Source organism: Capnocytophaga endodontalis, assembly GCF_002209445.1.
Lineage (GTDB): Bacteria > Bacteroidota > Bacteroidia > Flavobacteriales > Flavobacteriaceae > Capnocytophaga > Capnocytophaga periodontitidis.
The window spans coordinates 1,973,619-1,996,507 of the sequence record NZ_CP022022.1 but is presented as its reverse complement, the minus strand read 5'-3'; the positions used below and the strand labels follow the sequence as shown (position 1 = coordinate 1,996,507).

The 22,889-nt window shown below is 39.1% G+C and carries 19 protein-coding genes; 9 read left to right on the top strand and 10 right to left on the bottom strand.

Annotation, left to right across the window (positions count from 1 at the left end):
- Positions 1 to 41: 41 nt before the first annotated feature.
- Together ligA and CBG49_RS08900 are read right to left on the bottom strand one after the other, a co-directional pair.
- The gene (gene ligA, locus CBG49_RS08905) at positions 42 to 2,033 is read right to left on the bottom strand and encodes an NAD-dependent DNA ligase LigA (RefSeq protein ID WP_088594217.1); all 1,992 of its coding nucleotides are present in this window, start codon (positions 2,031 to 2,033) and stop codon (positions 42 to 44) included.
- A 33-nt stretch (positions 2,034 to 2,066) separates the two neighbouring features.
- Positions 2,067 to 4,664, bottom strand: coding sequence for a putative LPS assembly protein LptD (locus tag CBG49_RS08900; protein WP_418219539.1), 2,598 nt, complete (start codon positions 4,662 to 4,664; stop codon positions 2,067 to 2,069).
- A gap of 541 nt (positions 4,665 to 5,205) precedes the next feature.
- Here CBG49_RS08900 and CBG49_RS08895 point away from each other — a divergent pair.
- From CBG49_RS08895 to typA, 4 genes are all read left to right on the top strand, one after another.
- A complete protein-coding gene (locus CBG49_RS08895) occupies positions 5,206 to 7,254 on the top strand; it encodes an HD family phosphohydrolase (protein ID WP_193433097.1) in 2,049 nt (682 codons plus the stop codon).
- Positions 7,255 to 7,359: 105 nt separating this feature from the next.
- Entirely contained in the window at positions 7,360 to 8,031 is a 672-nt protein-coding gene (locus CBG49_RS08890; RefSeq protein WP_088594215.1) for an SIMPL domain-containing protein, read from the top strand.
- A gap of 7 nt (positions 8,032 to 8,038) precedes the next feature.
- Entirely contained in the window at positions 8,039 to 8,164 is a 126-nt protein-coding gene (locus CBG49_RS08885) for a FeoB-associated Cys-rich membrane protein (RefSeq protein WP_009413135.1), read from the top strand.
- Between the two features lie 92 nt (positions 8,165 to 8,256).
- On the top strand, positions 8,257 to 10,062 hold the full coding sequence (gene typA / locus CBG49_RS08880; RefSeq protein ID WP_088594214.1) for a translational GTPase TypA: 1,806 nt from the start codon (positions 8,257 to 8,259) through the stop codon (positions 10,060 to 10,062).
- 240 nt (positions 10,063 to 10,302) lie between these two features.
- Here typA and CBG49_RS08875 read toward each other — a convergent pair whose 3' ends face one another.
- From CBG49_RS08875 to CBG49_RS08840, 8 genes are all read right to left on the bottom strand, one after another.
- Positions 10,303 to 10,941: an SCO family protein gene (locus CBG49_RS08875; RefSeq protein WP_088594213.1), complete on the bottom strand. Its 639-nt coding sequence runs from the start codon at positions 10,939 to 10,941 to the stop codon at positions 10,303 to 10,305.
- Positions 10,941 to 11,309: a hypothetical protein gene (locus CBG49_RS08870; RefSeq protein ID WP_227002860.1), complete on the bottom strand. Its 369-nt coding sequence runs from the start codon at positions 11,307 to 11,309 to the stop codon at positions 10,941 to 10,943. The genes CBG49_RS08875 and CBG49_RS08870 overlap by 1 nt, the downstream gene beginning before the upstream one ends.
- Positions 11,310 to 11,364: 55 nt before the next feature.
- Positions 11,365 to 12,030 (bottom strand): hypothetical protein, encoded by a 666-nt coding sequence (locus CBG49_RS08865; RefSeq protein WP_157668383.1) that lies wholly within the window; start codon positions 12,028 to 12,030, stop codon positions 11,365 to 11,367.
- A gap of 334 nt (positions 12,031 to 12,364) precedes the next feature.
- Positions 12,365 to 13,063, bottom strand: a complete 699-nt coding sequence (locus CBG49_RS08860; protein WP_418219538.1) for a formylglycine-generating enzyme family protein — start codon at positions 13,061 to 13,063, stop codon at positions 12,365 to 12,367.
- Between the two features lie 85 nt (positions 13,064 to 13,148).
- Positions 13,149 to 14,579, bottom strand: a complete 1,431-nt coding sequence (gene nirK, locus CBG49_RS08855) for a copper-containing nitrite reductase (RefSeq protein ID WP_418219537.1) — start codon at positions 14,577 to 14,579, stop codon at positions 13,149 to 13,151.
- Positions 14,580 to 14,734: 155 nt separating this feature from the next.
- Positions 14,735 to 14,956 carry a hypothetical protein gene (locus CBG49_RS08850; protein WP_009413142.1) on the bottom strand — a complete coding sequence of 74 codons (222 nt, stop codon included), beginning with the start codon at positions 14,954 to 14,956 and terminating at the stop codon, positions 14,735 to 14,737.
- A 7-nt stretch (positions 14,957 to 14,963) separates the two neighbouring features.
- Positions 14,964 to 16,277 (bottom strand): MFS transporter, encoded by a 1,314-nt coding sequence (locus tag CBG49_RS08845; RefSeq protein WP_088594208.1) that lies wholly within the window; start codon positions 16,275 to 16,277, stop codon positions 14,964 to 14,966.
- A gap of 3 nt (positions 16,278 to 16,280) precedes the next feature.
- Entirely contained in the window at positions 16,281 to 17,228 is a 948-nt protein-coding gene (locus CBG49_RS08840) for a polyprenyl-phosphate transporter (RefSeq protein ID WP_009413144.1), read from the bottom strand.
- Between the two features lie 514 nt (positions 17,229 to 17,742).
- Here CBG49_RS08840 and cdd point away from each other — a divergent pair.
- The 5 genes from cdd to CBG49_RS08815 are packed head-to-tail and all read left to right on the top strand — an operon-like array spanning position 17,743 to position 22,883.
- Positions 17,743 to 18,225 carry a cytidine deaminase gene (cdd, locus tag CBG49_RS08835; protein WP_009413145.1) on the top strand — a complete coding sequence of 161 codons (483 nt, stop codon included), beginning with the start codon at positions 17,743 to 17,745 and terminating at the stop codon, positions 18,223 to 18,225.
- Positions 18,226 to 18,251: 26 nt separating this feature from the next.
- On the top strand, positions 18,252 to 19,214 hold the full coding sequence (locus CBG49_RS08830; protein WP_088594207.1) for a KpsF/GutQ family sugar-phosphate isomerase: 963 nt from the start codon (positions 18,252 to 18,254) through the stop codon (positions 19,212 to 19,214).
- Between the two features lie 26 nt (positions 19,215 to 19,240).
- A complete protein-coding gene (locus CBG49_RS08825; protein WP_088594206.1) occupies positions 19,241 to 20,416 on the top strand; it encodes an alpha-hydroxy acid oxidase in 1,176 nt (391 codons plus the stop codon).
- A 31-nt stretch (positions 20,417 to 20,447) separates the two neighbouring features.
- A complete protein-coding gene (gene rlmD, locus CBG49_RS08820) occupies positions 20,448 to 21,860 on the top strand; it encodes a 23S rRNA (uracil(1939)-C(5))-methyltransferase RlmD (protein ID WP_009413148.1) in 1,413 nt (470 codons plus the stop codon).
- A 15-nt stretch (positions 21,861 to 21,875) separates the two neighbouring features.
- Entirely contained in the window at positions 21,876 to 22,883 is a 1,008-nt protein-coding gene (locus CBG49_RS08815; protein ID WP_088594205.1) for a DHH family phosphoesterase, read from the top strand.
- Positions 22,884 to 22,889 lie beyond the last annotated feature (6 nt).

Genomic DNA, 22,889 nt, shown 5'->3' with positions numbered 1-22,889 from the left:
GGTAAGATTTTTACCTTAATACACCAAAATTGAACAGATATTTAACTGATTATTAACGATTGAAATTCTTCTTCACTAATCATTTTCACTCCTAATTGTTCAGCTTTCTCTTTTTTGCTAGGTCCCATATTATCGCCTATTATCACGTAATTAGTTTTTGATGAGATAGATGACCCTACTTTACCCCCGTGTTGTTCAATGAGGGCTTTGAGTTCATCGCGAGAATATAAGTGAAAGACTCCAGAAACTACAAAAGTAAGTCCTTTAAGGGTATCTGTTTGTCCTTCGGTGGCTTGTTCATTAATCGAAAACTGCAAGCCATAGCCTTTGAGCCTATCGATGAGTTTACGATTATAGTCGTCTGCAAAGAAATTTACTACACTGGTAGCTATTTGGTTGCCTATTTCATCTACCTCCACCAACTGTTCGACAGTGGCATTTTCTAGGGCTTCAATCGTTTTGTAGTGGCGTGCCAGCTTCTTGGCAACAGTCTCTCCTACATACCTAATCCCCAAAGCAAAAAGCACGCGTTCAAAAGGTATTTCTTTTGATTTCTGAATACCTTTAACAATATTCTCAGCACTCTTTTGTGCCATACGCTCTAAGGGAAGCAATTTCTCTACGGTTACCTCGTAGAGGTCAGCATAAGTATGGATAATACCGGCACGGAAGAGTTGTTCTACTGTTTCTTCACCTAAGCCTTCTATATCCATTGCCTTGCGTGAGATAAAATGCTGAATCTTACCTGTAATCTGGGGCGGACAGCCATAAGCATTAGGACAGTAGTGTTGTGCTTCGCCTTCGTTACGAACCAATTCAGTACCACATTCAGGACAATGGGTGATATATTGCACGGGCTGAGCATCTGCTTCGCGCTTATCTAAGTTCACGCCTACAATTTTAGGGATAATCTCCCCGCCTTTTTCTACATATACCGAGTCGCCTATGCGAATATCGAGCTTTTCAATCTGGTCAGCATTATGCAATGAAGCCCGTTTTACTACGGTTCCCGCTAATAACACGGGTTTGAGATTTGCCACCGGAGTAATAGCTCCTGTACGTCCCACTTGGTAGGAAATACTCTCTAAAACAGTGTCTACTTGTTCTGCTTTGAACTTGTAAGCCATTGCCCAACGCGGCGATTTTGAAGTATATCCTAACTCTTCTTGCTGGGCAATACTATCTACCTTTACCACTACCCCATCAGTTTCATAAGGCAAAGTGTGGCGTTTGGTATCCCATTCATTGATAAAGTCCATAACTTCGGCAGTAGAATGGCACAATTTGGAAATATTAGGTACTTTAAAGCCCCATTCGCGCGCTTTTTCTAAACTCTCAAACTGACTCTTTATACCTGTGTTCCCTACCAAAAAGTACAACAAGCAATCCAAACCTCGTTTAGCAACCTCGGCAGTATCTTGCAATTTGAGACTACCGCTGGCGGTGTTACGAGGATTCATAAAAGGGTCTTCACCAGCTGCTATACGTTCCTTATTGAGGTTTTCAAAGGCTTTTTTAGGCATTACTATCTCCCCGCGAATGTAAAAACGTTCAGAGTAATCGCCTTTTAGTTGCAAGGGTACTGAACGAATCGTACGCACATTGGCGGTAATATCGTCACCTTGAATACCATCGCCACGAGTAGTAGCTTGTTTAAGTTTGCCGTTTTCGTACAACAAATCTATAGAAGCACCGTCGTATTTCAATTCGCAAGTAAAGTTAATTTGGTCATTGCCCAACGTCTTGATAATACGCTGTTCCCATTCCTCTAAGTCTTCCTTAGAATAAGAGTTATCTAACGAGTACATACGGTATTCGTGTACTACGGTTGGAAAACTTTTAGTAACAGAACCTCCCACGCGTACAGTAGGCGAATTCTCATCGTAAAACTCTGGGTATGCTTGCTCTAAGGCTTGTAGTTCTTTAAGCTTTTGGTCGAACTCATAATCCGAAATCGTAGGATTGTCCAGCACATAGTAGTTATAATTGTGCTCATTGAGTTCCTCCCGAAGTTGTTGTATCTTTTCTTTCATAATTTTCCTTGTTACCTTTTACCTCTTACCTTTTTACCTCAAAACCCTATCCGGCTCTTTGTTCTTCTCCCATTTTAGGTCTGAAAGCATTGAGGCTTTGATGCCGATAAAGAAATACCACGAACTGCGATAACCGAACGGAGTAAACTGAAAACTCATACGGAAACTGCTCAAATCGCGCTCAAAACGTAATTGGGTATAGGTGAATCCTTGGTTTACAAAGTCATAACCGCTCGAAACTCCTACTTGCCATTTGGGCGTGAGCGATACGTTGCCTGAGAACATTAGCGAGTTGTTGGATATCTTATTTTCGCGTGCCTGATTGCTATAAGTAAGCGAGTGTGCTAAGGTTATGTCCCAAGGAATAACTGCCTTGTAAAAGGTCTTCTTCTCATCTTTATCCTCGTCTTCTTTGCGGTTCTTATCCATATCCTGCACTTCGCTTAGTGGTTTCGACGACCCAAAGAGGTCATCAGTACGTCCTCCCGCTACGTTACCCGTCTGTTTGTCTTTATTCTTGTCTTTTTTATCTTTGTTCGAGAATGAATAGTTAGTAGAAATATTGGCGTTAGTAAGCCTAAAAAGACTACCGCCGTTGTCTATATTCCATTTCTCCATTTGTCGTCCGTTGTTGTCTATTGCATAAGGGTTGAGTGTTGCCCCAAAGTTCACCCCGAGCTTCCCGTTGAAGAACGAAGTACCCCCCGTAATGTTCAGCGGACTAAACTGCTTGGTAATCACGTTGTAGTTAGAACTGAAATTGAGACTGTTCAAGAGCATTACCTTTTTCGGCTCAGCATCAGTACTATCTTTTTGTTTCACTTTGGCTTCAAAGGTGTTCGCCAAAGAGAACCCTATCGATTGCGACTCACCCAAACTTGGCGTACCGTAGATACCCCCCTCAAAACGGGTGTATTGTGAGCGGTTGCCATAAGCGTCCGAAATGTAATAATCGTAATACTGGTCAAAAGAAGGATTATAACCATAACTCACCGAGGGTCGCATTACGTGGCGAATAGCTTGTATTTTTGCATTCTTGCCAAAACGGAAAGTACCGTAGATAGTCGTACCGAGACTCGCCCCGAGGTTGTACGTCATAAAACGGTCAAAACCGCTGAGGGTGTCAATGCCCACCTTGCCCGTATTACTGTTAAAGTCCTTACGGCGAATTGTCTTAAATTGCCACGTCTCGTTTACTGAAGAGTTCAACCCTAAGGTAACGTATTTAAATAGCTTAGCAGTTGTACTTACCGGTATAGAGTGTCGCACCCCGTTTCTCGCCTCATCGAACATCTTTTTACTAAAAAACAGACTGTCATAGGTCGAAAAACGATTATCAGCTTGCATACTGTACTGGAAATTCAAACTCTTGATAAGTCCTTTCTTCGTTTGTCCTTCACGGGCAAAAGGATAAATGCGCTCCATACTCGCACGCATCGAAGGGAGTGTCATATCAATACTTTTCGTATTCGTATTTTGTGAATGCGATGCCGATAGCGATAAGTTAATCGAAGGATACGCTGGGAATGTCTTGGAATACGAGATAGACGACATCATCGTGTTGTTCAAAAAGTTCGACGTGTTCGCTTGATTGTAGGATTCTTGATAATATCTACTGTTGCTCGATAGGTTCACCGAAGCCGAAAAGTTGGAATTAGGGTTGGCTTTGCCATCTTTGGAATGCGACCACTGGATATTGTACATACGGCTACCTGAATAGTCAGGTAAACCCCTCATACTGTATATGTTATTCTCAAACGAAAGATTAAAACTTCCGGAATACTTGTAGCGCTTCACATAAGCCGATTGTGCCCTAAGCCCATAGCTACCATTGGTATAATAGTCACCTGTAAGCGAAAGGTCAAAATTGTCGCTAATTACAAAGTAATAACCTATGTTCTGCAAAAAATAGCCACGGTTATTCACTTCTCCAAAGGTAGGAAAAATAAGTCCGGAAGAACGTCCTGATACCATAGGATAATAAGCAAACGGAATAGCCAAAGGGGTAGGAATATCCACTATATACATATTGCTAAAACCCGCAATAATTTTTTTCTTAGGTACGAATTTCGCTTTGCGTACTTTGATATAATAATCAGGATCGTCAAGGTCTTCAGCAGTAGTAATAATTGCATTTCTCATAAAGTAAGTAGAGTCATTCTCCTTTTTTATGATCTCACCTTTTATATTATTTTCGTCCTGCTTGGTATAAGCATTGCGGATAATCGCCTTCTGGTTGCGGTAATTAAAACGTATCGAATCAGGCTCTATCACATCACTACCTTGCTTAAATACAGGGTGCTGACTATATTCTCCTAAACTATCTTTCAAACGTCCAGCATACACCTCTCCCTTTTCATAATTAATCACATCTACGCCCGCTGTAATGTCAATATCAGTATATTGTACATTAGTCTCATTGTACAAAATGATTTCGTTCTTCACCTTGTTGAATACAATACTGTCCTTAGCCTTGTATTTCACGATGTCTTCCAAGGCATTCTTAGGTTTTTTAATCGTATCGTTTTTAAGGGAATCTTTAGCTTTTTCCGAAGGTTTCTTAGGCTTGATACGTCGCCCACGGCGGTCGTTTTTAGACTCTACTGTATCTTTTTTGATAGTATCGCGCACTGCCCACGGAGTTGTATAGTTAAAACCACCTGTCCTAAAGGCAAATGATTCAGCATACCAAAAGCAACAGCTTACTACTAACAAGCTGATAATAAAAGAGAGTTGACGTTTATACTGTAACAAAGTTTTTCCGAATATAGTTTTATTGAGGCGACAAAAATACAACTTTTTTTTGAAATGCCAAGAACTATATCGCAACTTACTATTGGAAATGGATCTACTAGCCTCCAAAACTACCATTTATTACTCTCTTTTACTTAAATTATCATATTCATAACGAAATCGCCTTTTTCTTGAATTTTCCGCAATAACTGTAATAACGAATAATAAACGAAGAAAGAACGAACAATAAACGAAGAAAATACATACTTTACTTATTGACGAATACTTAACGAATTGAACAAATCATTGAGAATAATGTAAAACTAAAAATATTTGAACACTACTTGTTTTATTACCTATCACCTAAAAAAATCTCTCTCCCTTCATTCGTAATTCCTAATTATTTTGTACTTTTGCCCTTACTTTAACGAAGTAAATGATGATGACTCTCAAAAATATCAAAGTTTTTATTAAAAAATCCCTTGTTTTCAAGATTTTAGCCTTTGCCATAGCCTTAGTGCTTATCTTGCAAGTATTTCCCGAAAAAGCGAAGTTTAAATACGAATTTCGCAAGGGTGAACTTTGGCAACACGATAATCTATATGCTCCTTTTGATTTCCCCCTAAAAAAAACAGATCAACAAATAAACTCTGAAAAACAACAAATTACCAATCAATCTACCGTTTATTACAAACAAGATACAACTGCCTTTATAAGTGCTAAACAGAAGTTTGAACAGAAAAAAAATAGCTATTTCAATCAATTGTCTAAAGACAAAAAAGAGCTCTTACTCCACAAAGCTGAAACATTTTTAACTGAAAGCTATCACAATGGGATAATGCTCAACCCTCCTGTGTTCAAAACTTCCGAAATCGCAATTATCAAGCAAAACAACCAAATTGTTGAAGTCTCTGCCTCTCGTGTATTATACCTTCAACAGCTAAATAATGCCATTAAAAACTATTTCAATACCGCTCCTTACAACGAATATCTTAAAAATTACTACGACCTTTTCTTTGATATCCTCACCCCTAATCTTGTAATCGACCAAAATTTTACCCAAAAAGCCTTAAATCAAAACCTCAAAGAGATTGTCTATACGCGTGGATGGGTGAACAAAGGAAAACTTATCATCGCCAAAGGTGAATTAGTCGAAGGTGAAAAACTAAACACTCTCTTATCTCTCAAAGAAGAATATGAAACCCAAACGTGGAGTCAAAATAACTATAATTGGTCGCTATCAGGCTATTACACATTAGTTGCTATAGTATTGATACTAATGGTGTTATACTTAAAAATATACGAAAAGAAAATATACAAAAGCAATGTCAAATTGAGTGTTATCTTGCTCAATATGCTCACGATGATTCTTTTCGTCGGACTCATTTCTCGCTATTTTCCCGATTATATCTATATTGTCCCCGTAGGAATGATGGTGCTCATTCTCAAGTCGTTTTTCGATCTGCGCACCGTCCTCTTTGTGTATATCAGCACCATACTCATCACAGGCTTCATTGTGCCCAATAGCTTCCAGTTTGTGTTCATACAAATTGTATCTGCTATGGCTATCATCCTCACTCCTAAGGGAATGCACTACCGATTGAGCAGTTTTGTATCGGCGGGACTCATCACCGCTGCCTATTTAATTATTTATATCGCTTTCCATACCATTACCGAAGGAACACTCAAAGGACTAGACATTTCCTTACTCACTCTTTTCATTCTCAATGGTATAGGAATCCTATTTTCACAACCTTTTACCTATATCTATGAACGTACTTTTGGCTTAGTATCCGATGTCTCTCTCTTGGAACTTTCCGACACGAACACCAAACTTTTACGCCAACTCTCCGAAAAAGCTCCTGGTACTTTCCAACACTCTATGCAGGTGGCAAATCTTGCCGAAGCTGCTGCCGCCGAAATTGGCGCTAATACGCTATTGGTACGCGTAGGAGCACTATATCACGACATTGGTAAGATGGAAAATCCTATTTATTTTACTGAAAACCAAAAAACAAGCCTCAACCCTCACGACCAGCTCACTCCTGAACAAAGTGCTAAGGTGATTATCAAACACGTTGCCGATGGTGTTGAACTTGCTCATAAAAATAAACTGCCTAAACGCATCATCGATTTCATCAAAACTCATCACGGACGCAGTCTTACTTATTATTTCTATCGCAAAGCCTTAGACTTAAATCCCGAAGGCACTAAAGAAGAAGATTTCCGCTACCCAGGTCCTATTCCTTTCTCCAAAGAAACAGCTATACTGATGATGGCTGATTCAGTGGAAGCCGCTACCAAAAGTCTTAAAAACCCTACTTTTGAAGCTCTTAACGAGTTTGTCGATCGCATCATCAAAAAACAATTAGATGACAATCAATTTGCTAATTCCGATATATCTTTCAAAGAAATCGAAGCTATCAAACGCATATTTAAAAACAAACTCACCAATATCTACCACGTGCGTATCGAATATCCCGAGTAATTGGCACACTTATTGACATCCGATTCTCCAAGATTCTCCAAGATTCTCCAAGATTCTCCAAGTCTCTCCGAGATTCTCAAAAATCTAAAATAAACATCAAAAAATATGAAACACTACTTTGTATTATTTTCGCTAATATCAACAATGGCAATAGCACAAAACCAAACGCCTACCGTCGAAGTTACAGGTGAAGGCATCGTATATGCAACCCCCGATATGGTAAATATCTCTATCAGTATCGAAAAAGAAGGGCTTGATTTGAAGAACCTCCGACAAAAGAACGGCGAAGCTGTGGCTCAAGTATTACAACTTTTGAGTAAGGAACTCCCTATGGAGAATTTCCAAACCAGCTATGTATCTCTTTATAAAGACGATTATAACAAACTGAACAAATATCGTGTCGTGCAAAATATCAATATCAAATTAGAAGATATCAGCAAGTACGACAATTTGATGAATGCTATTTTCGATACAGGAGTAAACCGAATTGACGGCATCAGCTTTGGAGTAAAAAACAAAGAAAAACTCTTACAAGAAGCACGTATCGCCGCTATCGACGATGCTCGTAAAAAAGCGTTACTCTATGCCGTAAGCTTAGATCAAAACATTGGTAAAGCTATCCAAATCAAGGAAGTAAACTCTCATTTCAACGATATACAACCCGTTGAAAGAATGAGCAAAATGAGTTTAGGAAGTACCGGAAATGATAATACTTTAGCCGTAGGTAAAATAGCTATCGAAGCTCAAGTAAATGTAGCATTCGAACTTTTAAAATAAATTCACTATGGGAACACAAGAAATTATAGCCTATATTTTAGTAGCAATAGCAGCTTTTTTCTTAGTGAAAAAACTGTTTTTTAACAAAAAGAAAGGCTGTTCTGGAGGCGCTAATTGCAACTGCGGACACTAAATAATTAAAAAAAATGCCAATTCACAAATTTGCTAATTGACAAATTATTCGTACCTTTGCGCCCTCAATTTTAAAAATTACAAATTATATCTATGACCGCTATTAGAAATATAGCTATTATTGCCCACGTTGACCACGGAAAAACTACCCTTGTTGATAAAATCTTGCACCACTGCGCACTCTTTCGCGACAATCAAGATTCTGGCGAACTGATATTAGATAATAACGACCTCGAACGCGAACGCGGTATTACCATCCTCTCTAAAAACGTATCTGTTGTTTATAAAGACATCAAAATCAACATCATCGATACCCCTGGCCACGCCGACTTTGGTGGTGAGGTTGAACGTGTCCTCAATATGGCTGATGGCGTACTTCTATTAGTAGATGCCTTTGAAGGTCCTATGCCTCAAACGCGATTTGTACTCCAAAAAGCTATCGAAATGAAGTTGAAACCTATTGTGGTAATCAACAAAGTCGATAAAGAAAACTGTACACCTGATGAGGTACACGAAGCTGTATTCGACCTGATGTTTGAACTCGGTGCCGAAGATTGGCAACTCGATTTTCCTACTGTCTACGGTTCAGCAAAACAAAACTGGATGTCCGAAGATTGGCATAAAAAAACAGATAGCATCGCTCCCCTACTCGATATGGTGGTAGAGCACATCCCTGCTCCTCAAATTGAGGAAGGTAGCTTGCAAATGCTCATCACTTCTCTTGATTATTCTACCTTTACAGGTCGTATAGCTATCGGTCGCTTGCACCGTGGTACCCTAAAAGCTGGTATGAATATTTCATTAGTGAAACGTGATGGGACTATCGTAAAATCTAAAATTAAAGAACTACACCTATTTGATGGTTTAGGTCGTAAAAAAGTAGAGGAAGTACAAGCAGGCGACATCTGTGCGATTGCTGGCTTAGAAGGCTTTGAAATTGGTGATACCATCGCCGATTATGAAAACCCCGAAGCACTTCCTACTATTGCTATCGATGAACCTACAATGAGTATGCTCTTCACTATCAACGATTCTCCTTTCTTCGGTAAGGACGGTAAGTTCGTAACCTCTCGCCATATCAAAGAACGTTTGGAACGCGAATTAGAAAAAAACCTCGCTTTACGAGTAGAACCTACCGATAGTGCCGATAAGTTTATTGTTTATGGTCGTGGGGTATTACACCTCTCAGTGCTTATTGAAACAATGCGCCGTGAAGGTTATGAATTACAAATAGGTCAGCCTCAAGTTATCATCAAAGAAATCGATGGCGTAAAATGTGAACCTGTAGAAGAACTCACTATCGATTTACCTGAAAACGTAAGTGGTAAAGCAGTCGATTTGGTAACCCTTCGTAAAGGTGAAATGCTAAGTATGGAACCTAAAGGTGAACGTATGATTATCAAGTTCATCATTCCTTCTCGCGGTATCATTGGCTTGCGTAACCAATTGCTCACGGCTACCGCTGGTGAGGCGATTATCCACCACCGTTTCTTGGAATTCCAACCTTTCAAAGGTGAAATCGCAGGTCGTATCAATGGGTCGCTCATCTCTATGGAACAAGGAACTGCTATCCCCTACTCTCTCGATAAATTGCAAGACCGCGGTAAATTCTTCATTTTCCCTGGCGAAGAAATCTATACAGGGCAAGTAATTGGCGAAAATTCTCGTAGTGGAGATATCGTCGTGAATGTTACGAAGACTAAAAAACTTACAAACGTACGAGCTGCTGGCTCTGATGAAAAAGTGAAGTTAGCACCACCTATTAAGTTTTCATTAGAAGAAGCTTTGGAATATATCCAAAAAGACGAATACGTTGAAGTAACACCAAAAAATATGCGCTTGCGTAAAATCTACTTAGATGAAAATGAACGCAAACGCCACGAAAAAGAGTTTAAATAATTAAGCAAATATTTTCTAAAAACAAAAGAGGTTGCCCAATATTGAGTAACCTCTTTTTAATTGTCATAAACTTTGTCAAAGTCCCAAAACTTCGCCAAAGTCTATAAATCTGATAATCAATCACTTTTAGAGTATGTTATGTAGGAAAGCCAGCGATAGCTGGTATGTGCTGCAAATCCCCATATAAATAAAACTTTTCGGATAGGCTCTTTTTAATTGTAAACTGTTAATTATCAGTTATTAATTATTAATTGTTAATTGTTTTATTGTTTCCTCCACAGTCTTATCATAATCAATCCCTAAACCTTCTTGTTGTGATACCAATTCACCTTTTTTGTTAAACACACTGATGATATTAGAATGTGAGAAATCCACTGGTGATATTTGCTTGTAGTTCACAGCAAGTACTGCAGCAAACTCTCGTGTTTGTTCTTCATTAGAACGAAGGAATAGCCACTGCTCGTCGTCCATTTGTCTTTCTTTGGCAAAGGCTTTTAAATGCTCTGGTGTATCCGTCTCGGGGTCTATACTTACCAAAAGGTATTTCACTTGCTTGCGTTTGTCTCCTGCTTGTTCATCTACGCGCTTGCGTATTTCGCGCATATCTTTAATAAGGATAGGACAAGCGGTCTTACAAGAGGTGTAGATCATCACCACCACCAATACATTCCCTTTGAGGTCTTTGAGCTCTATGTTATCCCCATTTTGGGTCGTCCATACCGCTGGCAAGTGATATACTGATAAATCTGAAAAACTATCCGTTGCCTTTGCAGTGGTACTATCTGCCACTGCTTTTGTATCTGTTCTAGCTGTGTTGCTATTGTGGTTATTACAATTGAGCAATAACAAACTCAGTAAAATAAAATATAGTGTCTTCATTAATAGTAATTTTTTCTAAGGTTTATCTTCATTTTATCATATTTTGCTTCTAAATCTTCTAAAAATCCCTCCAAAACATCGGCTACATCTTCATAATTCTCATAAAGATATTTATCGTCAATTCCTTGTTCCATAATCCCTCTTATTTCTTTCAATTTAGCTCTTATATATCCATACGAGCTTGTTGTCCCATCATAGTATAGAAATTCTTGTACATATTCTTTCAATATATCATAATCTGCATTAGCTTCTACAATCATAGCCTTAATATAGATATTCACCAACGCTATAATCGTTAGCTCAGCCGATTGTTTATACACCTCTACTATCACATAATTACAGATTTCGTCTATATCGTTATATGACATATTCTTTAAGTTGTTATTATCGCCTAATAACAACTCACAATCTTCTATAACATCTCTATATTTTGTTACAATATCTTTCATCGCGATATACCACTTGCGTTCCCTCCCACTCTTGCGCTTTCCACAGCTCTGTTACTTCTCTTGTATGAGCCGTATTTTTTTCGGTTCTGTTTACCAAAACACCATTTCTTCTTCTGTCCATATTAGGTATTTGTACATTGTCCAAATACTCACTTATTTCCTTCGCAAAGTCTCGAAAGCCTATCGTCGAGGCTTTAATCCTTACTTCCATAATAGGCTTGCTATTACTCCATTTGAAGGTATATTTATTAATCCAATGGGGTCGTTCTTTAAGAGTTGCTACCAAAGGTCGAGTCAAGTAAACAACAAACATACGCTCTTCCTCTGACGAACCATCACTATAGATTATCTTCTTTATACTATCCCAAGCGATAAAATTGGTTTCATCAAATAACGGAATATCTATTGTAAATCCCTTATCACCATAAATAATACTACTTTTATCTGCATCTGTCGTATCTCCTGAAAAATCAAAATAGTATCCTAATACAAATAGTAAAGCTACTACCAACGGAATACTAAATATTACCGGAATATACCACAAAGTATAGTTTATAAAGGTGCTATAAATCACTACACCCAAACACAACAAGAGCATTATTATGGCAAAAACACAAATAAATATATTAATAATCTTCATTTGTTAATTGATTTTCAAGGTTTTCGCATTTAAAATAATATTCTATGGTATTGATTTACAGCACTGTATCACAATCTATTTACAAAATAATTCACCGTCAGGTAAAACTTCCTGTTCACATACCCAGCTGTGAGCCCTCGCTGGCTTTGTGGGAGATTTAAAATGTTTCGCTGATTGTTAAACAATTATTTATATCGAACTCAAATTAATTATGTGATAATTTTTCGTAATTCGTCATTTATTCCCATTAAGACAAATAGCAATCGCTTTTGCGGCTTGTCCCCCTTCGGGGGTTCGGGGGCTATCTCGTCATTCGTCCCTCGTATTTCGTAATTTATAAAGCACATCTAAACCCCATATTCAGCATCGTATAGTTCGCTTTGAGGCTACCTCTCAGCGCATACCGCATAAAAGCTCCATAGTTAGTAAGGTCGGAAGCATTGAGCGCACTCCCGCCACAAAAAAGAGCATCGTCTCCTTGCTTGTCTTTGCGCGAGTCCCCCGAGAGAAGCACACTGTTGAAGTCCGACACCCATTCCCATACCAAGCCGTGCATATCATATACACCCCAATAGTTCTTGGGCGTACTGCCTACTTTCTGTAGGTAGGTCTTGGGCGTTTGCATGCTCCGCACTATATACTCTTGATAATGTTTCTTCTTGCGGGCATCTATACTTTGGGCATCGGCTTGGGCTACGTACTCCCACTCGTCGGTTGTCGGTAGTCGCTTTCCTTCACACTCACAATATTTCTTGGCAGCAAACCACGAAATGTGGGTTACAGGGGCTTGTGCTTCTAGCGGACTAAAATCTAAGTCGCTCTTCCAGTGCGAAAGATAACTCTTCTGCGCAAAGATTCCCTTCACACGAGAGCGTTGCCACTCGGGATGTTTCTCCAAAAAAGCTTTGTATTGTGCATTGGTCACTGGGTATATATCTAACTGAAAGCTCTTTACATTTACGGGCTTTATCGCTTTATTCTCCCCTTTCACTCCATACAAAGGCACATAACTTCCTCCTTTAATCGTTACCATAGGAGTAGAAGTTTGTCCTAGTAGCCATCCACAAAAGCATAAAGTTATTATGTTAATAAGGTATTTTTTCATCATTATCACCCAATTAACGTTTTTCTCTTACTTTCTTTACTCTTTCAGGGCTTACTACGGTTTTATTGTTCTCCCAGTTGTGATATACGTAGGTGAGCACATCGGCTATTTGCTCAGGGGTAAGTGGTTGAGGAGGCATCATACTGTTGTACTGTTTGCCATTCACAGTAATCCCTCCCGTATGCCCTTTCAGTACGGTCTCTATTGCTCTGTCTACATTAGCATTCAGGTAGTCGGCTTTTGCCAAAGGCGGAAAAGCTCCTTCCAACCCCTGCCCTTGTGCCTGATGACAAGCCACACAAGTGCGCTGATACACTTTCTTCCCGTCTTCCATCTGTTGTGCCAAAGTCTTATTCCCTGACTCCTGCCTCCTATCTCCTGTCACCTGAGACTTAACCACTGACACCTGATAAGGCACTGCCTCTTGCTTGCCATAAATAACTGGATTTTCACGCCCTTGAGCAATGAGCTGTCCTAGTGCACCTTTATTGAAAGCACGGAAAATAGCGTGGTCTACCAAAGTATAAGAACCTGGTACTTCTACCTTAAATTCTACTATAGCTGCCCCACCTGCCGGAATAACAGTTGTTTGTACGTTTTCATTTACGAGCTTGCCCCCTTCCACCTGCACTCGGTCAAAGATTTCTCCTATCACGTGGAAAGAAGAAATGAGGTTAGGACCTCCATTTCCTACAAAAAGACGCACCGTTTCACCAGCGTTTACAGTAAGGGCTTTATCGCCTGCAATAGCTCCTACTTTCCCGTTGAAAAGCACATAATCAGGCTTTTCCGCAAGGGCTTTCTCTTGGCTGAAGGCTTGCAAACCTTCAGCTCCATAAGCTCCTTCGGTATAGAAATCGCCTTGCATCACATAGTATTCCATATCTACTGGGGGCAAACCGCCTTCGGGTTCTACCAATATAAGCCCATACATCCCATTGGCGATATGCAAAGGCACGGGCGCTTGAGCACAATGATATACAAAAAGTCCCGGGTTCAAACATTTAAAGGTGAAGGTACGTTGCTGTCCTGGGGCTACTAACGACGCATCAGCACCTCCTCCTGTACCCGTTACAGCGTGAAGGTCGATATTGTGTGCCAATTTGTTATCTGGGTGATTTTTAAGTGTAAACGATACTTCATCTCCTACACGAGCTCGAATAAAACTCCCTGGCACCGTACCGCCAAATGTCCAAAAAAGGTATTTAGTACCATCTGTTAATTCGCCTTCTTTTTCTATGATTTCAAGAGTAACACTTAGTTTTGTAGCCTTCCGATTGCCTACTGGCGCTGGTACAAAAGGTGGTGAAGTAAGTTGGGCTACCATTTCTCCCTCTACGGGAATATCAGTGGTAGAAGTATAAGTAGTTTGTTCATTACAAGCACTTAACAATAAAGAAGCACTCAATAGTAATAAATTGTATTTCATAAAATCTTTTCTCATCATTATAGTACCAAATTATATAGAAGCAATTAAAATACGGGGGCAAATATAATACTTTTTTGTCTAATAATCTCTATCCCAATATATCTTTTTAGTTCCCATTACTCCCACAACTCCCACAGCTCCCATTAAAACTGCCCGTGCGGCTCCCACCACTAAAGGTCAAACACTGAAGTCCGTTTCACAAAAAACACATCCTTAATTCTCAACAAAGAAGCCAATAATAGATATACACCAAAACCAGCCCCTAAAGTAGCAAAGGTGCCATAAATGAAGAAAATACGCACATCTTTAGCGCGTACACCTAATTTCTCAGCCAATCGTGCCGATACTGCAAAGCCATATTTCTCTAAAAAAAATCTAACCTTTGAAATCATTTGTTACTCATTGTTTGCTTGTCTTAAAAAGTAGAATTATGCCAACTCCGAAGAAAATAATCAATGAGATAGTCGCATTACGCATATTATTCGTAAATTGGTCTATGAGTCCATAAACCCCCATTCCTATTACTATCCCTATTTTTTCAGTCACATCGTAAAAACTGAAGAAAGAAGTTGTATCTTTAGTATCAGGCAAATAAGCCGAATAAGTGGAGCGAGAAAGCGTTTGTATGCCCCCCATTACAAGTCCCACTAAGGTAGCTATGATGTAGAATTGTATCGGTTTATACACGTAATATGAAAGTAAGCAAATTCCTACCCATATAGCATTGAGTCCTATTAACACCCAAATATTTCCCCATTTGCGCACTGCAATAACTGTGAGTCGTGCTCCTACTATAGCTACCAATTGAATTATGAGCACACTCACTATTAGTCCTATAGTACTTTCTTCAGCACTCGCCCATTGTATTTCTTGTTCTCCAAAATAGGTAGCTACCAGCATTACGGTTTGCACTCCCATACTATATACAAAAAAAGCAATGAGATACCATTTCAATCGTGGCGAGGTAGTGAGTTGTAGCCATACTTTCCGTAATTCCTTAAATCCATTAAAAAAAATACTCTTGGTAACTTTAGCTCCATTTTTCTTATGTGATGGAAGGTAGTAAAAAGGAATACTACTGAACCCTATCCACCATACTCCTACTGTGATAAACGAAATCCGCATCGTCGTGAGTGTCGTTTCGGTATCAGTAGTAGTAAAACCTATCCATTCGGGTTTCATCACCATTATCAAATTGAAAATCAATAGCAACACACTCCCCGCGTAGCCTAAACTATAACCTTTAGCACTTACTGCATCGTATTGTTCAGGCAGAGCAATATCTGGCAAATAGGAATTGTAAAACACTATACTTCCCCAAAAACCTACTACCCCACAAAAATAACAAAATAAACTAAAATAGATGTATTCTAACGAAAACCAGTACAATCCTATACACGAAATTGCTCCAATATAGCAAAAAAAGCGCATAAATGTTTTTTTGTTGCCTAAATAGTCGGCTATACCACTCAAAATAGGCGAGAGTACCACCACCACAGCAAAAGCCAAAGCGGTTACAAAAGCGATTACCGATGTACTTTTGATTATCATCCCAAAAAGGGCTATATGGGTAAGCCCTGCAGTGCGAAATAATAGTCCGTAAAAAATAGGAAAAACAGTGGAAACGATGGTAAGTGAATATACTGAGTTCGCCCAGTCATAAAACGCCCAAGCGTTGAGTAGTTTTTTATTGCCTCTTTCTAATCTGTTCATAGTTTAGTGTTTTTTACTGCGTTTGTTACTCCATTTTTCGAGTAGATAAATCACTAAAAAACCTGCTATTGCTAATAGTACAGCAATGAATATTTGAGGTTCTGTATGGGTGACTTCTTTAAAAGTACAAGGCGATATGCTCTTTTCCCACACTGCCACAGCATTGCCTTGAGCATCTGTATCCCATTTCAAAACCTCTTTCCAAGGCCATACTTTGTTTAGCGACCCCACGATAAAACCAGTCAACCCTGCAAAAGTAAGAGTCCGATATTTAGCAAACAACCATTTCAGCGCCTTAGAAAAACTTAAAATACCCGTGATTGCTCCTACCCCAAAAACACTTATGAGTTTAAAATTCCACGAACTCAAAGCGTCTAAAACTGTGTGATAAGCTCCTAACAGCACCAATATAAAAGCTCCTGAAATCCCTGGTAATATCATCGCGCAAATAGCCAAAGCTCCACAGAAGAAAATAAATATCAAATTCTGGTTACCACCATTCACTAAGGGTGGAATAACCGTAATAAAATAAGCAACTCCCCCCGATATGAGCATCACGAGTATTGTAGCTAAATTCCAACGCTTGATTTCTTTTATCAAAAAAAGTACGCTGGCTATCATCAATCCAAAGAAAAAAGCCCATATCATTATAGGTTCATTTTCTAAAAGCCATTTCATCCCTTTGGCAAGCGATATGATGCTAACCCCTATCCCTGCCAAGAGTGCTATAAAAAAATTACCATTAATATGTTTCCAAAAAGCTACAATCCCTTTGCTGAATAAAAGCTTAAATGCTTGTAAATTGATCTTGCTAATAGACCCTACAAGCTCTTCATAAATCCCCGATATAAAGGCTATGGTACCCCCAGAAACTCCTGGTACAACATCGGCTGCTCCCATTGCCATTCCTTTGGAAGTAATAAATAAATAATCTAAAAAATTGCGTTTCATAACAATTTATAATGTCTCTTTCTAACTTAAACGGCGCAAAGATAATAATATTTTGCTAATTAATAGTCTATCAGTATTGATTTGCAAATTTTTCGTTCTATACTATCCGTGTAATTCCAGTAGCGTTTGCTGCCATAATATATATTCTTTACGTCTAACTCTCATTAAGTTAACGTCAGTTCGATATAACAGAACATTGATTTACAGCTTTGTAACATAATATATTCACAAAATAATTCACCGTCAGGTGAAAATTCGTGGGAGATTAAAAATATTTTACTGATTGTTAAATAATTACTTACACCGAACTTACCTTAAGTTACATTGTAAGAGGGGCTAAAAGTCTCAAAATCGTATTTACATCTACTTTACTCGTCTTAAAAAACTCTAAGATTCTCCAAAAAAAACACCTAACAGGAAACCTTACAATAAGTTAATCAATAAATTTTTCTATCCATCAAATTTGTTAATTTGCTAATTACTTCGTATCTTTGCAAAATAAAAGCATTTTCTTATGAAAACGGAACATCAATTACATATAAAATATAATGTTTTCAATAAATTAACCGACCTACCTGAAAAAGCTCAAAACCTGATGAAACAAGCAATAACCACTCGCGAAAAGGCTTACGCCCCTTACTCTAAATTCAAAGTGGGTGCCGCTGTTTTACTTAAAAACGGACAAACTTTCGTAGGCTCCAATCAGGAAAATGCTGCCTACCCCTCAGGTCTTTGTGCCGAAAGAGTCGCTATATACCAAGCCGCTACCCAGTATCCCGATGAGGAAATCGAAATGATCGCAATCTCTGGATCTGCCCAAGACCCTACTGCCTTTCCCGTATCGCCTTGTGGAGCTTGCCGCCAGTCACTCTCCGAATACGAAACCAAACAAAAAAAACTTATCCCCGTATATTTTATGGGAGCTGAAGGCGAAATCGTTCAAACTGAATCTATTAAAGACCTCCTGCCTTTCCTTTTCGATGGTAGCCTAATGTAAACTAACAACTAAAAACTATATAACGAATGAACTCAGAAGAAATTATTACCTCTGCCAAACAAACTATTACTGAAGAAGCTCAAGCTGTTGCTAAACTAACTGATTATATCGACGACGATTTTACTAAGTCAGTACAATATATATTGCAATCCAAAGGTCGTGTAGTGATTACAGGTATAGGTAAAAGCGCTATTATTGCTAATAAAATAGTAGCTACAATGAACTCTACAGGCACCCCCGCCATCTTTATGCACGCTGCCGATGCGATCCACGGCGACTTGGGTATTATACAGCAAGATGATGTGGTAATATGTATCTCTAAAAGCGGTAACACTCCCGAAATAAAAGTGTTAGTGCCTTTGCTCAAAAGGGGTAATAATAAGCTGATAGCCATTACCTCTAATAAAAATTCTGTCTTAGCTCAACAAGCCGATAGTGTACTCTACGCTCACGTTGATAAAGAAGCTTGCCCTAATAATTTAGCCCCTACGACTAGCACCACAGCTCAATTGGTATTAGGCGATGCGTTAGCAGTTTGTCTATTGGAAATGAAACACTTTGGCAGTAGCGACTTTGCTAAATACCATCCTGGTGGTGCATTAGGAAAACGTTTATATCTAAAAGTATCCGATATCGTACCTCATAACCAAAAACCTGAGGTCTCTCCTGATACCGATATTAAAAAGGTAATTGTAGAAATATCCGAAAAAATGCTTGGAGTAACTGCCGTACTCAACAATCATCAAATAGTAGGAATAGTAACTGATGGTGATATCCGCCGAATGCTTAGTAAAACGGATAGTATCAAAGGGCTTACCGCTAAAGATATAATGAGCGCTAACCCTAAAACTATTGAAGTCGATTGTTTAGCAATTGATGCCTTACACCTAATGGAGAAAAATAAAATTACACAACTATTAGCAACTAAACAAGGTGAATATGTGGGAATTATACACCTACACAACCTTATTCAAGAAGGACTTATTTAAAATCTAAGAATATTAATTATTTAAAAATGAGAGATCTATCCAAAATGACAAACATTGAGGACTTGCGTGTCGTTTGTAAACGCAACGTCCCTAAAATGTTCTACGAGTATGTAGACACCGGCTCTTGGACTGAAGCAACCTACAAACAAAATGTTTCAGACTTCAACCCTATCAAATTCCGCCAACGTATCTTAGTGGATATGGATAACCGTACCCTCGAAAGTACACTCCTTGGCAAAAAAGTAAAATTCCCTGCAATGACGGCTCCTGTGGGCTTTATGGGAATGATGTGGGCTGACGGTGAAATTCACATGGCTAAAGCTGCCCAAAAATTCGGTATCCCTTTTACCCTATCTACTATGTCCATCTGCTCTATCGAGGATTTAGTAGAAGCTGGTGTTGAACCTTTCTGGTTTCAGCTCTATGTAATGCGCGACCGCGAGTTTATGAAAGACCTTATCCGTCGTGCTAAAGAAGCTAAATGCTCTGCCTTGATGATTACCGTCGATTTACAAGTCTTAGGTAACCGCCACCGCGATATCAAAAACGGACTTTCTACTCCTCCTAAGTTCACCATTCCTAATATGTTGAACCTTTCTACTAAAATTCCTTGGGGATTGCGCTATATCTTCGGTAATCGCCGCTGGACTTTCCGCAATATTGCTGGACACGCTAAAAACGTATCCGACCTCTCTTCGCTATCTTCTTGGACAAAAGAACAATTCGACCCTAGCCTTAGCTGGAAAGATATTGCCGAAATCAAAGAACTCTGGGGAGGCCCTATCATCTTAAAAGGAATTATGACTCCTGAAGATGCTATAGAGGCAGTAAAATACGGCGCTGATGCAATTATCGTCTCTAACCACGGTGGTCGCCAGATGGATGACACTATTTCAACTATAAAAGCCCTTCCCGATATCGTAAGTGCTGTAGGTAGCCAAACTGAAGTATGGATAGACTCTGGCTTCTATACAGGTCAAAACATGCTCAAGGCTTGGGCTTTAGGAGCTAAAGGTATTATGCTTGGTCGTGCTCCTGTATATGGGCTCGGTGCTTATGGCGAAGAAGGGGTAACCCGCGCTTTGCAGATACTCTATGACGAAATGGATACTACTATGGCTTTCACTGGTCATCGTAACCTCCAAGATGTAGATAGCAGTATCTTAGTAGAGGGTACTTATCCTCTGCCAAGTAATCGATAATTCAAAAAAATAATGTACCTTTGCCCCCGCAATGAGTAAAAAGAAAAATATAACCATAGAAAATGTTATCGTTACCGATGCGGGGGCTAAAGGCAAAAGCATTGCTAAAGCTCCTGATGGTCGCGTTATTTTTATCAACAACGCTATCCCTGGTGATGTAGTCGATGTACAAACTACCAAAAAAAAATCGGCTTATTACGAGGGGGTCGCTACTAAATTCCACGAGTATTCTAATCGCCGTGTAACTCCCGTATGTACCCATTTTGGCTACTGTGGTGGCTGCAAATGGCAAGATATGAACTATGAAAGTCAGCTGTTCTACAAACAAAAAGAAGTCGAAAACAACTTAGTGCGTTTAGGAAAAATAACAATCCCTGAACTGATGCCTATTGTAGCTTCCGAGAATATCTATTTCTATCGAAATAAAATGGAATTCTCCTTCTCCGATATGCGCTGGCTTACCCCCGAAGAAATTCAAAATGCCAATACAATTGAACAACGCAACGGTTTAGGCTTCCATATCGCTGGCGCTTGGGATAAAATCCTCGACATCGATAAATGTTACTTACAAGAAGATCCTTCTAATGCCATACGATTGGAAATTAAGCGATTTGCTTTAGAAAATAATATACCTTTCTATAGCCCGCGTCAGCAAACAGGTGTCTTGCGTTCTATGATGATACGCATCTCTTCTACAGGCGAAATAATGTTGGTAATACAATTCTTTAGCGATAGCAAAAAAGGCTATTGGTTGTTAGACCATATCGCCCAAACGTTCCCTCAAATTACTTCTTTGCAATATTGTATCAACAGCAAAGGAAACGATGCTATCTACGACCAAGATTTAAAAGTCTATAAAGGCACCGATTGTATTTTTGAGGAAATGGAAGGTTTGCGCTTCAAAATCAATGCAAAATCTTTTTATCAAACAAACTCTAAACAAGCACACAAACTATATCAAGTAACCCGTGACTTCGCCGATTTAAAAGGAGATGAATTGGTATACGACCTCTATACTGGTACGGGTACTATCGCTCAGTTTGTAGCTAAAAAAGCTAAAAAAGTAGTAGGCGTCGAAGCTGTACCCGAAGCCATTGCCGATGCTAAAGCAAATGCTAAGGCAAACGGCATTGATAATGTGAGTTTTTATGTAGGCGATATGAAAAACATCTTTAATGATGCTTTTATCGAAGCTAATGGTACCCCCGATGTAATCATCACCGATCCTCCTCGCGATGGAATGCACAAAGACGTAGTAGCGCAAATCCTGCAAATAGCACCCTCTAAGATAGTATATGTGAGCTGTAATAGCGCTACCCAAGCCCGTGATTTAGCGCTCTTAAACGAAATGTATAAGGTGACAAAAGTACAACCCGTCGATATGTTCCCTCAAACTTATCACGTTGAAAATGTAGTACTTTTAGAAAAAAGAACTCTCTCCTAAAATCTCTAAAAGCAAATGAATATATACGATATCGAAGCTACCAAAATATTGCTCGAAAAGCAACCTAAAATAAGTATCATCCCTCACAAAAGCCCTGATGGCGATGCCATAGGTAGCTGCTTAGGGCTTTTCCATTATCTCAAATTACATCATTGTGATGTAACGGTAGTTTCACCTAACGATTTTCCTGATTTTCTCAAATGGCTACCTGCTGCCGATGAAATTCTTATTTACGACAACAATCCTGAAAAAGCTACAAAGCAAATCGAAGCCTCTAAACTTATCTTTACGCTCGATTTCAACGCCCTCAAAAGAGCCGATACACTCACTCCTCTATTAGAGAACTCTAAAGCTACCTTTGTGATGATAGACCATCATCAAGCCCCCGACGACTATGCCAAAGTTACTTTCTCTAACCCTAAAGCAAGCTCTACTTGCGAAATGATTTACACCTTTATCGACGCAATGGGCAATAAAAACCAAATCGATAAAGAAATAGCAACTTGCTTGTATACAGGAATAATGACGGATACAGGTAACTTCAAATACCCCACCACCACTAGCAACACATTCAAAATTGGCGCTTTCTTAATAGAAAAAGGAGCTAACAATAGCCAAATCAATAGCAATGTGTTCGATAATAATTCTTACAACAAATTGCAATTACTTAGCACTGCTCTCAAAAATTTGGTGTATATCAAGGAGTACGACACTGCTTATATTACACTCACTTCTGAGGAATTACAAAAATGCGACCATCAAAAAGGTGATACCGAAGGTTTTGTAAACTATGGACTTACAATTAAAGATACTAAATTAGCTGTCATCTTTATCCAAGAAGGCGATTTTGTAAAAATCTCCTTGCGCTCAAAAGGCAATAACGATGTAAACTTGTTCGCTCGTAAATGTTTCAATGGCGGCGGACATATCAATGCCGCTGGTGGGCGATTCGACGGCTCTATAGACGAGGCAGTTACCTATTTCAAACAAGTATTACCCGATTTTATCCACAAAAATATGTAAAATAAT